Genomic DNA, 11,384 nt, shown 5'->3' with positions numbered 1-11,384 from the left:
TTATTAATATCTGCGTTATGCGGGTATTACAAAATTTGCTTGGCGACCATAGCATTGTGGACCCACCTGATTCCATGCCGAACTCAGAAGTGAAACACAATAGCGCCGATGGTAGTGTGGGGCTTCCCCATGTGAGAGTAGGACATCGCCAGGCTTTAATTTAAAACTTATTGGCTTATAGCCTGTAAGTATGGACGCTCACTTAGTGAGTTGACCACTGCGGAGTGGTAGTTCAGTTGGTTAGAATACCGGCCTGTCACGCCGGGGGTCGCGGGTTCGAGTCCCGTCCACTCCGCCACTTATTTTAGAGAACCTCGCTTTGCGAGGTTTTTCTGAATCTGAAGTTTGATAATGTTTAGACTTCAACACAGTTTTAGGGGTGTAGCTCCAATTGGCAGAGCAGCGGATTCCAAATCCGCGTGTTGGGAGTTCGAATCTCTCCACCCCTGCCATGATTAAGGCTCATATCGATAGATATGGGCCTTTTTTACGTTTTTAAATGGGAGAAAAGAGCAGCGGATTCCCCTACATAAGAGCGCGCGTGTTGGGAGTTCGAATCTCTCCACCCCTGCCATGATTAAGGCTCATATCGATAGATATGGGCTTTTTTTACGTTCTTAAGTAGGAGAAAAGAGCAACGGATTCCCCTTACATAAGAGCGCACGTGTTGGGAGAGTTTACCAAAAAACCGACAAAAAGGCCCCTATGTTTCCATAGGGGCCTTTTGTGTTCTTAGTGTTGGGATTTGCTATAGAAGTTGTTTGAGTACTCTATCTGCTTTTACTCGTGTTATTTTACGTAGTAATTTTTGCACAGGTTCAGGATAATCTTCTATTTTTTCAATATGTTTGTAGCTACCGATACGTTGGGTATCTTTCATAATATTATCAAATTCTTGTTGGAACTGACTTTCAAGGAGTGCTTCAGGATCCCTAACTAACAAGGCATTCTCTAAATCGAGTTTCCATGCTCTTGGGTTTAGGTTGCTGCCTGTGATTAACATATTTTTCTTATCAACCCACATTCCTTTTAGATGATAGCTATTACCTTCATCTTGCCATAAAAGGATATCCAGTTTGCGACTGGCAATATTTGCTTCGTTGGCTTTTAAGAAGCGGCGCAGGTTCATTTCATATAGATACGGAAGTCCGCCTACAGTTTTAAACTCTTCTTCGGGATCAATAAAGAAGTCATTAGCGGTTTTATCGCCGACGATCACGGATACTTTAACGCCGCGTTTTAATGCTTTTTTTAGTTCTCTTGCGACGCTTTTAGGAAAATTAAAATAAGGCGTACAAATCTGGATTTCTTCTTTGGCATCCTGGAGAAGTTGGATAATCGCCATGTTTAATAAGTTTCTTCGCTTTCCAACACCAACGATAGGGGTGATTGCAACGTTACCTTCCTCTATCTTCTCCGGAGTAAACTTGTAATTGGTTACTGCTAAAGTAGCTCTAAGTTGGCGAATAGCACTTTTTAAAGACTTGGTAGAAGGACGGTCGTGAACGGTTAATGAGTTCACTGCTGGGTTGTTAATTAACGCGCTACTAATATAGTCAGCCATCGCATTAGCAATGACGGAGTTGGTGATCTGATGGTATCGATCAAAACGATATCTTTCTTTTTGATGTAGATAGATATTGTTAATACTTGCGCCACTATAAAGAATGGTGTCGTCAAAAATAAAGCCTTTTAGGTGTAGTACACCAAAAACTTCTTTTCCTCTTACAGGAACGCCATATACAGGAACGGTATGGCTGTGTGTTTCAGCCATGCCCGTATACATTGCTGCATTACCATCAGACGATTCCGCACCAATTAAGCCGCGTTGAGCTCTATGCCAATCAACACAAATTTGGACGTCTAAGTCTGGATTAGCTTGTTTTGCTTTATAGATTTCACCAAAAACCTCACGCCCAGCTTCATCGTCCTCGAGATACAAGGCGGCGATGTAAATGCGCTTTTTGGCTGTTTTGATAAGCTCTAGTAGCTGTGCTTTGAACTCTTTTGCTGAATAAAGAGTTTTAAAGTCTTTTGGGTCAACGGGGACGGCTTTCAGTCCATCGATGACATTTTTAGCTAAAACCATTGTGAGTATAAAGTCCTGTAAAGGGCTGATCTAGCCCACCATTTTACCAAACTTGGGGCTTCAGTGCCTATATGAATTGTATAAAAGCGTCACTCTTAGGGCGTTTAATCCCGATATTGCATGGCAATAAGCGATTTTCCGCTCTTAATATAGCGTGAATAAAGCTTACTTAGCGTTGAAGGGAGCGTTTCCGCCTCAACAAATTTAAAACCGTGGTTTTCATAAAGTGGTCGCAGATGTTGATATGAAAAACAATAAACATTGTCATTTAACAGGTGAGTCTGACTGAATTTCAGAAGTTGAGAGGCGATGCCCTGATGACGAACTTCAGGAATAACCATCATTCCAGTAAGTAGTCTCCATTTCTCTATAGGTCTAAAACGAACGACACCCATGATCTGCGAGTTTACCTCCGCCACTAATATGTATTCATTGCCCTTTATCTTGGTTGCAGGGTAGTGAGATTTATAGAGCTTCTTCAATAAAGGAAGCCGAATAGGTTCCAGTTCTTTGATAGTTAAGGTATTCATTAATTAACTGCGGAAATTGTCTTGTTCCAGTATTATAAGGGGAAGTTGTCAATATTACTCTTTGAATCCCCACTTGGGGGCGGACAAATACCATTATGATGCACATTACCTCTCAAGCTGATCTTTCTTCTTATCATACGTTTTCAATTGAAAGCTACTGTGATTATCTAGTTGAAGCACATTCCTTGGAAGATCTTATTGCCATATATACTAACCCCGACTGGGAAGGTGTGCCAAAACTGCCCATTGGTACGGGTAGCAATATGTTATTTACTGAGCACTTTGCTGGGGTTGCGGTGTTAAATCGTTTGCTAGGCAAAACAGTCACAGAAACAGACAATTACTTTTTGTTGGAAGTTTCTGCTGGAGAAGATTGGCCTCAATTAGTTGAGTGGACGATTAAAAATGACATGCCTGGATTGGAAAACTTAGCTTTAATACCAGGGTGTGCAGGAACTGCCCCCATCCAAAATATTGGAGCGTATGGTTTAGAGTTTAAAGATGTGTGTGATTATGTAGAGTATTTGGATTTAGATACATTAACGTTGCAACGATTGTCGTTTGAGTTATGCCAGTTTGGCTATAGAGACTCTATCTTCAAGCACCAATTATCTGGTAAGGCAATAATTACCAAAGTTGGCTTAAAGTTGGATAAGGTTTGGGTAGCAAAAACGGAGTATGGTGCATTACAAAAGTTGATAGTGGGGGATGTTTCTGCACCAAAGGTTTTCGATGCAGTTTGTAAAGTTCGTCGCTCAAAGTTGCCTGATCCTACTGTGCTGGGTAATGCAGGCAGTTTTTTTAAAAACCCTATTATCTCCAATCAACAATTCGCAAAACTTAAGCTGTCCTATCCTAATATGGTGGGTTATCCCGCGGGAGAGCAGATGAAAGTTGCCGCAGGTTGGCTGATTGATAATGCTGGACTAAAGGGATACAGCCAAGGGGGGGCAAGAGTTCATGCGGAGCAAGCCTTGGTCATAGTTAACTTTAATCATGCCACTGCGCAGGATGTATTGGCGGTGGCTTGGCATGTCAGACAGTGTGTTTTGCAGAAATACAACATTGAGTTAGAGCATGAAGTTCGCTTCATAGGCAATAAAGAAGAAACGAATTTAGTCGCCATATACCAAGGTCAACCTAATGAAAGACTTTAGTTTTAATCTAGAATTGATCCAACTGCTTAGTGGTGGCGGTTTTCATTCAGGAGAGCAGTTAGGTGAACATTTTGGTGTCTCTAGAGCCGCAATTGCTCGTCATATCAAATCTATCCAAGAGTTAGGAATTGATATATACAGCGTTAAAGGCAAAGGATATAGACTAGAACAACCGCTGGATTTAATGAATCAACAACTCCTCCGAGATCAACTCTGCACCCCTATTGAGGTGATACCTGTTATTGATTCCACCAATCAACACATGTTGAATCAAAAGGAGTTACCCTCTGGTAGCGTCTGTGTAGCGGAATACCAAACTCAAGGACGTGGACGCAGAGGGCGTGAATGGGTATCTCCGTTTGGCACTAACATTTATTACTCTATGTATTGGCGTTTAGAGGCAGGCCTACCAGCGGCTATGGGCATTAGTTTGGTTATAGGTTTAGCCTTGGTTGATGCTTTGGAGCAACTTGGTGTCCAAGGTTTGAAATTGAAGTGGCCCAATGATGTTTATCACAATAATAAAAAACTAGCGGGAATTTTGGTTGAGCTTTCTGGGCAAGCCGGTGATGCCGCTAATTTAGTGATTGGTATTGGTCTAAACGTATCAATGCCTGAACAAGTGCAAGGGATAAACCAACCTTGGACAAGTTTAAAAGAGATTTCTGATAAAAAGCATCAAAGAAATGACATTGTGGTTGTGATGACAAACGCTTTGCAAAGCGCAATCTCTCTCTATGAGCAGGAGGGATTACAACCCTTCTTAGCACAATGGAACCAATACGATAACTTCATCGATCAACCCATCAAACTGATTATGGGACACAAGGAAGTCGTAGGGGTGTGTAAAGGCATTAATCAACAAGGTGCCTTGCTGTTAGACACCGGTAATGAGATTGAAGCTTTTATCGGAGGGGAAATATCTGTTAGATCAGCGTCTTAAAAGAATCTTATTGACTTTGTGATCCCTAGCTTTCTTTAAAATTAAGTTTGCTCTTGCTTTGGTTGGCAATATGTTGGCACGTAAATTCTCACCATTGATGTCACACCATATAGAGCGCGCCTTAGCGATAGCTTCTTCTTGGGTTAACTTAGTGTAGTGGCTAAAGTAAGAGTTTGGTTTTTTGAATGCGCCGTCACGAAATTTTAAGAAGCGGTTTATATACCATTGCTCTATTAAAGAACTATCAGCATCAACATAAATGGAGAAATCTAAAAAGTCAGAGACAAACACACGATGCGACTGGTCTGGATAATCCATACCGGACTGTAAAACATTCAATCCTTCTAAGATCAATATATCGGGTCTATCTACAATTTCCACATCGTCAGTAATATTATAGGTGAGGTGAGAATAAACGGGTGCGGTTACTTTTTCTTTGCCTGCTTTAACATCAGAAACAAAATCAATCAGCTTCTGAATGTTATACGACTCAGGAAAGCCTTTGCGGTGCATAATCCCTTTACTTTGTAGTACTTCATTAGGATAAAGGAACCCATCGGTGGTGATTAAAGCCACTTTCGGATGATCCCCCCAACGAGACAATAAGGCTTGCATAACTCGTGCGGTAGTACTCTTTCCTACGGCAACGCTGCCAGCGATACCCACAATAAAAGGACTATGCTCTCCTTCTTTATGTAGGAAAGTATCAAGCACTCGCTGTCGTTGCTGTTGTGAACCAGCATGTAAATTAATCAACCGAGAAAGGGGAAGGTAAATTTCCTCTACTTCTTTAGTATCAAGATCTTCGTTGATACCTTGAAGTTCTTCAATGTCAGAGTCATTTAACACCATAGGTACAGAAGCTTTTAGCTTTGACCATTGCTGTCGATTGAATGTCATATGTGGAGTCATTTGGGCCCTTCCTTTTATGCTCAGCATCAACATACATGAAGAGACAAATATTTCAATTGTGAGAGAGAAAAGGAAGGCTAATTTCACGTAAACATGCTGAAAAATTAGTCTTAGCTCAATGTAAACGTAAAAAGTGCTACATTTTTGCAATTTCTTATTGCAAGCGGAGAAATCATCCAATAAAATGCGCCCCACTTATGTGCCGACTTAGCTCAGTAGGTAGAGCAACTGACTTGTAATCAGTAGGTCACCAGTTCGATTCCGGTAGTCGGCACCACTTTCTTTATGAAAGCAAAATTTGGAGGGGTTCCCGAGTGGCCAAAGGGATCAGACTGTAAATCTGACGGCTCTGCCTTCGATGGTTCGAATCCATCTCCCTCCACCATTTTCTTAAGGAAATAGCTCACAGAGTTACGTGTTGCGGGCATCGTATAATGGCTATTACCTCAGCCTTCCAAGCTGATGATGCGGGTTCGATTCCCGCTGCCCGCTCCAACCTATTCGTGTGCTGATATAGCTCAGTTGGTAGAGCGCACCCTTGGTAAGGGTGAGGTCGGCGGTTCAAATCCGCCTATCAGCACCAGCTCTCAAGCAATTATCTCCTTTTGATATATACTTTACATCCAATTTATTGGTTGCGTGGTCTACAAAGCCACTTTATAAACCGTACCTAGAGGAACACGCTCGTGTCTAAAGAAAAATTTGAACGTACGAAACCGCACGTAAACGTTGGTACTATCGGCCACGTTGACCACGGTAAAACAACTCTAACTGCTGCTATCTGTACTACTTTGTCAAAAGTATACGGTGGTGAAGCTAAAGATTTCGCATCTATCGATAACGCTCCTGAAGAGCGTGAGCGCGGTATCACAATCGCTACTTCTCACGTAGAGTACGATACTCCTGAACGTCACTACGCACACGTAGACTGTCCTGGACACGCCGATTATGTTAAAAACATGATCACTGGTGCTGCTCAAATGGACGGCGGTATCCTAGTTGTTGCTGCGACAGATGGCCCTATGCCTCAAACTCGTGAGCACATCCTACTTGGTCGTCAGGTTGGTATCCCATTCATCATCGTATTCATGAACAAATGTGACATGGTTGATGACGAAGAACTACTTGAACTAGTAGAAATGGAAGTTCGTGAACTTCTTTCTGAATACGACTACCCAGGTGATGATCTACCTGTAATTCAAGGTTCTGCACTTGGCGCTCTAAACGGCGAAAAAGAGTGGGAAGACAAGATTGTTGAGCTTGCAGAAGCACTAGATTCTTACATTCCACTTCCAGAGCGTGCTGTTGACCAACCGTTCCTACTTCCTATTGAAGATGTATTCTCAATTCAAGGTCGTGGTACAGTTGTTACTGGTCGTATCGAACGCGGTATCCTACGTGTAGGTGACGAAGTAGAAATCGTTGGTATCAAAGAAACAACTCTTACTACTTGTACTGGTGTTGAAATGTTCCGCAAACTGCTTGACGAAGGTCGTGCAGGTGAGAACGTTGGTGCACTTCTACGTGGTACTAAGCGTGATGACGTTGAACGTGGCCAAGTACTTGCTGCTAAAGGTTCAATCAACCCACACACTAAATTTGAGTCAGAAGTGTACGTTCTTTCAAAAGACGAAGGCGGCCGCCACACTCCTTTCTTCAAAGGTTACCGTCCACAGTTCTACTTCCGTACAACTGACGTAACAGGCGACATCACTCTACCTGAAGGTGTTGAGATGGTAATGCCAGGTGACAACGTTCAAATGACTGTTGAGCTAATCGCTCCAATCGCAATGGACGAAGGTCTACGCTTCGCAATCCGTGAAGGTGGCCGTACTGTTGGTGCTGGTGTTGTTGCTAAGATTTTCGATTAATAATTGACGAAATCTAAACAAAAGGGCATCATTTGATGCCCTTTTTCTGCGCTACAGTTTATGATGGGAAGGCAAATTCGTCTTTTTATCACGAATAAGCGAAGAATATTGAGAATTTTCCTTTCTATTGTGGGTTTTATAGCCTGTATTAGAAAGAAAGTTCACAAAGAGTGTGTTGTTTTCAACACAAATGAATATGCCCTGCAACAGCGGGGTTATTGTCGTCTATAGTAAGACTTGTCACAGGTTAGTTTTATGAAAGCAAATGCAGAAACTCCTGATAGCTCAAGTGCAGCAGACATCTTCAAGTGGATTGTCGTTTTTGTTCTGCTAGCCGCTGCTGTTGTAGGTAATCATCTTTATGGTGAAATGTCTGTAGTGATTCGCGCTGCGAGTGTTGTTGCCTTAATTGCAATTGCTCTAGGTGTGGCCGCTACGACTACAAAAGGTAAAGCTACGATCGTATTTGCACGCGAATCTCGCATGGAGATCCGCAAGGTTGTTTGGCCTACTCGCCAAGAAACTATGCAAACGACGTTGATCGTATTGGCTGTAAGTATTGTTATGGCTCTAGCGCTTTGGGGTATAGACGGAATAATGGTTCGTCTTGTATCTCTAGCGACTGGGGTGTGAGGGTTTAGTTCATGAGTGAAGCACCAAAGAAACGTTGGTATGTGGTTCAGGCTTTTTCTGGTTTTGAAGGTCGTGTAGCTACTTCTCTTCGCGAATATATCAGAATGCATGATATGGAAGAATTTTTTGGCGAAGTATTAGTTCCAACTGAAGAAGTTGTTGAAATGCGTGCTGGCCAGCGTCGCAAGAGCGAGCGTAAATTCTTCCCTGGCTATGTGCTTGTTCAAATGATTATGAACGATGAGTCATGGCACTTAGTGCGTAGTATTCCTCGTGTTATGGGCTTTATTGGTGGCACTTCAGATAAACCTGCACCAATCACAGACAAAGAAGCTGACGCTATCTTAAATCGTCTTGAGAAGGCAAGTGAAGCACCTCGTCCTCGTACAATGTACGAAGCGGGTGAGATTGTTCGTGTTAACGACGGTCCTTTTGCTGACTTCAACGGTACTGTTGAAGAAGTTGATTACGAGAAGAGTCGTCTTAAAGTGTCCGTATCGATCTTCGGTCGTGCAACACCAGTAGAACTCGAATTCGGTCAAGTTGAAAAAGTTGACTAAAAAATAGGCTTTAGGGCTTGTTTGAGGCGTGAATTGTATCTATAATTCGCGCCTCTTTACTTCTATTGTGAAGTGAAGCGTTTTTAAAACAACGGGGAGCTGGCCGTAAGGCAGCGTTACTACCCAAAATTAGGAAATATCATGGCTAAGAAAGTTGAAGCTTATATCAAACTGCAAGTTGCAGCAGGTATGGCAAACCCGTCGCCACCGGTTGGTCCTGCTCTAGGTCAACACGGTGTGAACATCATGGAATTCTGTAAAGCGTTTAACGCAAAAACAGGTGATGTTGAGAAAGGTCTACCAATCCCAGTTGTTATCTCTGTATACAACGACCGTTCTTTCACGTTCGAAACTAAGACTCCACCTGCAGCAGTTCTACTGCTTAAAGCAGCTGGCATTAAGTCTGGTTCTGGTCGTCCGAACACTGAGAAAGTTGGTACTGTAACTGACGCTCAAGTTCAAGAGATCGCAGAAACTAAAGCTGCAGATATGACTGGCGCTGACATCGAAGCGATGAAGCGTTCTATCGCGGGTACTGCTCGTTCAATGGGCCTAGTGGTAGAGGGTTAAGACAATGGCAAAACTTACTAAGCGTATGCGCGTTATTCGCGAAAAAGTTGACGTTACTAAAGAGTACGAAATCAACGAAGCAGTTGCTCTTCTTAAAGAACTAGCAACCGCTAACTTCAATGAAAGTGTTGACGTTGCTGTTAACCTTGGCATTGACGCTCGTAAATCAGATCAAAACGTACGTGGTGCAACTGTACTACCTCACGGTACTGGTCGTGAAATTCGCGTAGCTGTATTCACCCAAGGTGCAAATGCAGAAGCTGCGAAAGAAGCTGGTGCTGACATCGTTGGTATGGAAGACCTAGCTGAGCAAGTTAAAAAGGGTGTGATGGACTTTGACGTAGTTGTTGCTTCTCCAGATGCAATGCGCGTTGTTGGTCAACTAGGTACTATCCTAGGTCCACGTGGCCTTATGCCAAACCCTAAAGTCGGTACTGTAACTCCTAACGTTGCTCAAGCGGTTAAGAACGCTAAAGCAGGTCAGGTTCGTTACCGTAACGACAAAAACGGCATCATCCACACTACTATTGGTAAAGCATCTTTTGAAGTTTCACAAATTCAAGAGAACTTAGAAGCACTACTTGTTGCTCTTAAGAAAGCGAAACCATCTTCAGCGAAAGGTACTTTCCTGAATAAAGTAAGCATCTCTACTACAATGGGTGCTGGTGTTGCTGTTGATCAGGCTAGCCTGAACACTCAAGCAAGCTAATCTTGCTTTGGCGTGAAATTAGTGTATAATTTCGCGCCTAATATTTGTGGTTGGGGCTGACTCAGACATCTCGATGTAAGAGTGAGTCTCCGTCCAAGACCGTAGGCGTTACAAGCTATTTTTGCGATGTAACTTAATAGTAAAACCTACGTAGATGGTGCCCGAACTGATAGAAAGCCGAACTTGTAAAAGATTGCCTTTCTTCTGGGACTGCACCGTTTTTGCTCTCACCAATTATGGTGAGTGGTGTAACGACAACCAGGAGTAAATCCAAAATGGCTTTAAACCTTCAAGACAAAAAAGCAATTGTTGCTGAAGTCAACGAAGCTGCCAGTGGTGCACTTTCTGCAGTTGTAGCTGATTCTCGTGGCGTTCAAGTTGGCGCAATGACTTCTCTACGTAAACAAGCTCGCGAAGCGGGTGTTTACATGAGAGTTGTGCGTAACACACTAGCACGCCGTGCAATGCAAGGTACTGACTACGAGTGTCTTACTGACACTTTCACTGGTCCTACTCTAATTGCATTCTCTAACGAGCACCCAGGTGCTGCAGCGCGTCTTTTTAAAGACTTCGCTAAAGAGAACAAAGATTTCGAGATCAAAGCTGCTGCATTTGAAGGCGCGGTTACTGACGCAGATCTACTAGCGACACTACCAACTTACGACGAAGCTATCGCACGCCTAATGATGTGCATGAAAGAAGCTTCAGCAGGCAAGCTGGTACGTACTATCGCTGCACTACGCGATCAAAAAGAAGAAGCAGCGGCTTAAGCCTTGCTTTTTACTGGTTGCAAAATAAACTTATTGTTGACTTAAAAGAGAATTGTTATGTCTATTACTAACGAGCAAATCCTAGACGCAGTTGCAGAAATGTCTGTAATGCAAGTTGTTGAGCTTATCGAAGCTATGGAAGAGAAATTCGGCGTATCTGCAGCTGCTGCTGTAGTTGCTGGTGGCGCAGCTGGCGGTGACGCTGCTGAAGAACAAACTGAATTCGACGTAATCCTAACTGCAGTTGGCGGAAACAAAGTTTCTGTAATCAAAGCAGTACGTGGCGCTACAGGTCTTGGCCTGAAAGAAGCTAAAGGTCTAGTTGACGGTGCACCTGCACCGCTTAAAGAAGCTGTTTCTAAAGAAGAAGCAGAAGCTCTTAAAGCTACTCTAGAAGAAGCTGGTGCTTCTGTTGAAGTTAAGTAATTATTACTTAATTTCTTAGCCGAATGGCTAATGGCTGGTGGTTTATTAACCACCGGCCTTTTTGCGCTGTAGGGTACAGGTGTTTTTTCACTGTTTAGTCACCTTTTACCCAAGCAAAACCACACTCCAAACACCTTGGAGTGTTATTACTGAAAACAGTTGTTAGTCTCTGTCTTTTGTTTTGTGCAAACAATCGACAGTTGGGTCACTTATC

General features: G+C 42.9%; 12 protein-coding genes, 6 tRNA genes and 1 rRNA gene. 16 read left to right on the top strand and 3 right to left on the bottom strand.

Annotated elements, in window-relative coordinates:
• The first annotated feature begins 38 nt into the window (after window positions 1–38).
• The 3 genes from rrf to OCU56_RS12275 all read left to right on the top strand — a co-directional run bounded on the left by rrf (window position 39) and on the right by OCU56_RS12275 (window position 452).
• Window positions 39–154 (top strand): 5S ribosomal RNA (rrf, locus tag OCU56_RS12285).
• A gap of 67 nt (window positions 155–221) precedes the next feature.
• Window positions 222–298, top strand: a tRNA-Asp gene (locus OCU56_RS12280).
• A gap of 77 nt (window positions 299–375) precedes the next feature.
• Window positions 376–452 (top strand) — tRNA-Trp (locus OCU56_RS12275).
• Between the two features lie 296 nt (window positions 453–748).
• On the opposite strand, the gene pssA is transcribed toward OCU56_RS12275, so the two are convergent.
• Together pssA and OCU56_RS12265 are read right to left on the bottom strand one after the other, a co-directional pair.
• Window positions 749–2,089 (bottom strand): CDP-diacylglycerol--serine O-phosphatidyltransferase, encoded by a 1,341-nt coding sequence (gene pssA / locus OCU56_RS12270; RefSeq protein ID WP_261873472.1) that lies wholly within the window; start codon window positions 2,087–2,089, stop codon window positions 749–751.
• A gap of 104 nt (window positions 2,090–2,193) precedes the next feature.
• A complete protein-coding gene (locus tag OCU56_RS12265; RefSeq protein ID WP_261873471.1) occupies window positions 2,194–2,619 on the bottom strand; it encodes a GNAT family N-acetyltransferase in 426 nt (141 codons plus the stop codon).
• A gap of 95 nt (window positions 2,620–2,714) precedes the next feature.
• On the opposite strand from OCU56_RS12265, the gene murB reads away from it, so the two are divergent.
• Window positions 2,715–3,776 carry a UDP-N-acetylmuramate dehydrogenase gene (gene murB, locus OCU56_RS12260; protein WP_261873470.1) on the top strand — a complete coding sequence of 354 codons (1,062 nt, stop codon included), beginning with the start codon at window positions 2,715–2,717 and terminating at the stop codon, window positions 3,774–3,776.
• Window positions 3,763–4,719, top strand: coding sequence for a bifunctional biotin--[acetyl-CoA-carboxylase] ligase/biotin operon repressor BirA (gene birA / locus OCU56_RS12255; protein ID WP_261873469.1), 957 nt, complete (start codon window positions 3,763–3,765; stop codon window positions 4,717–4,719). Before murB ends, birA begins: the two co-directional genes overlap by 14 nt.
• Here birA and coaA read toward each other — a convergent pair.
• Window positions 4,708–5,631 carry a type I pantothenate kinase gene (gene coaA / locus OCU56_RS12250; RefSeq protein WP_261873468.1) on the bottom strand — a complete coding sequence of 308 codons (924 nt, stop codon included), beginning with the start codon at window positions 5,629–5,631 and terminating at the stop codon, window positions 4,708–4,710. The genes birA and coaA overlap by 12 nt on opposite strands.
• Window positions 5,632–5,832: 201 nt before the next feature.
• Between coaA and OCU56_RS12245 the strand changes: the two genes are divergently transcribed.
• From OCU56_RS12245 to rplL, 11 genes are all read left to right on the top strand, one after another.
• Window positions 5,833–5,908 (top strand) — tRNA-Thr (locus tag OCU56_RS12245).
• Between the two features lie 23 nt (window positions 5,909–5,931).
• Window positions 5,932–6,016: transfer RNA gene (locus OCU56_RS12240), tRNA-Tyr, on the top strand.
• A gap of 35 nt (window positions 6,017–6,051) precedes the next feature.
• Window positions 6,052–6,126, top strand: a tRNA-Gly gene (locus OCU56_RS12235).
• Window positions 6,127–6,138: 12 nt separating this feature from the next.
• A tRNA-Thr gene (locus tag OCU56_RS12230) sits at window positions 6,139–6,214 on the top strand.
• Between the two features lie 103 nt (window positions 6,215–6,317).
• Window positions 6,318–7,502 (top strand): elongation factor Tu, encoded by a 1,185-nt coding sequence (gene tuf, locus OCU56_RS12225; protein WP_261873467.1) that lies wholly within the window; start codon window positions 6,318–6,320, stop codon window positions 7,500–7,502.
• Window positions 7,503–7,757: 255 nt separating this feature from the next.
• On the top strand, window positions 7,758–8,135 hold the full coding sequence (gene secE, locus OCU56_RS12220; RefSeq protein WP_261873466.1) for a preprotein translocase subunit SecE: 378 nt from the start codon (window positions 7,758–7,760) through the stop codon (window positions 8,133–8,135).
• A gap of 11 nt (window positions 8,136–8,146) precedes the next feature.
• Window positions 8,147–8,695, top strand: coding sequence for a transcription termination/antitermination protein NusG (gene nusG / locus OCU56_RS12215; RefSeq protein ID WP_261873465.1), 549 nt, complete (start codon window positions 8,147–8,149; stop codon window positions 8,693–8,695).
• A gap of 141 nt (window positions 8,696–8,836) precedes the next feature.
• Window positions 8,837–9,265 (top strand): 50S ribosomal protein L11, encoded by a 429-nt coding sequence (rplK, locus tag OCU56_RS12210; RefSeq protein WP_261873464.1) that lies wholly within the window; start codon window positions 8,837–8,839, stop codon window positions 9,263–9,265.
• 4 nt (window positions 9,266–9,269) lie between these two features.
• Window positions 9,270–9,974 carry a 50S ribosomal protein L1 gene (gene rplA, locus OCU56_RS12205; protein ID WP_261873463.1) on the top strand — a complete coding sequence of 235 codons (705 nt, stop codon included), beginning with the start codon at window positions 9,270–9,272 and terminating at the stop codon, window positions 9,972–9,974.
• A gap of 275 nt (window positions 9,975–10,249) precedes the next feature.
• Window positions 10,250–10,744: a 50S ribosomal protein L10 gene (gene rplJ / locus OCU56_RS12200; RefSeq protein WP_261873462.1), complete on the top strand. Its 495-nt coding sequence runs from the start codon at window positions 10,250–10,252 to the stop codon at window positions 10,742–10,744.
• A gap of 57 nt (window positions 10,745–10,801) precedes the next feature.
• Complete coding sequence (gene rplL, locus OCU56_RS12195; protein WP_021714677.1) at window positions 10,802–11,170, top strand: 50S ribosomal protein L7/L12; 369 nt, start codon at window positions 10,802–10,804, stop codon at window positions 11,168–11,170.
• Window positions 11,171–11,384 lie beyond the last annotated feature (214 nt).

Origin of the sequence: Vibrio rarus (assembly GCF_024347075.1) — a bacterium.
Classification (GTDB): Bacteria; Pseudomonadota; Gammaproteobacteria; order Enterobacterales; family Vibrionaceae; genus Vibrio; species Vibrio rarus.
The sequence above is the reverse complement of the archived record's forward strand: the minus strand, read 5'-3'. Positions and strand labels throughout refer to the sequence as shown.

Coding starts and splice junctions, on each gene's coding strand:
- rplL (WP_021714677.1), top strand. CDS start 10,802: ATGTCTATTACTAACGAGCAAATCCTAGACGCAGTTGCAGAAATGTCT.
- birA (WP_261873469.1), top strand. CDS start 3,763: ATGAAAGACTTTAGTTTTAATCTAGAATTGATCCAACTGCTTAGTGGT.
- OCU56_RS12265 (WP_261873471.1), bottom strand. CDS start 2,619: ATGAATACCTTAACTATCAAAGAACTGGAACCTATTCGGCTTCCTTTA.
- rplA (WP_261873463.1), top strand. CDS start 9,270: ATGGCAAAACTTACTAAGCGTATGCGCGTTATTCGCGAAAAAGTTGAC.
- pssA (WP_261873472.1), bottom strand. CDS start 2,089: ATGGTTTTAGCTAAAAATGTCATCGATGGACTGAAAGCCGTCCCCGTT.
- coaA (WP_261873468.1), bottom strand. CDS start 5,631: ATGACTCCACATATGACATTCAATCGACAGCAATGGTCAAAGCTAAAA.
- murB (WP_261873470.1), top strand. CDS start 2,715: ATGATGCACATTACCTCTCAAGCTGATCTTTCTTCTTATCATACGTTT.
- rplJ (WP_261873462.1), top strand. CDS start 10,250: ATGGCTTTAAACCTTCAAGACAAAAAAGCAATTGTTGCTGAAGTCAAC.
- nusG (WP_261873465.1), top strand. CDS start 8,147: ATGAGTGAAGCACCAAAGAAACGTTGGTATGTGGTTCAGGCTTTTTCT.
- rplK (WP_261873464.1), top strand. CDS start 8,837: ATGGCTAAGAAAGTTGAAGCTTATATCAAACTGCAAGTTGCAGCAGGT.
- secE (WP_261873466.1), top strand. CDS start 7,758: ATGAAAGCAAATGCAGAAACTCCTGATAGCTCAAGTGCAGCAGACATC.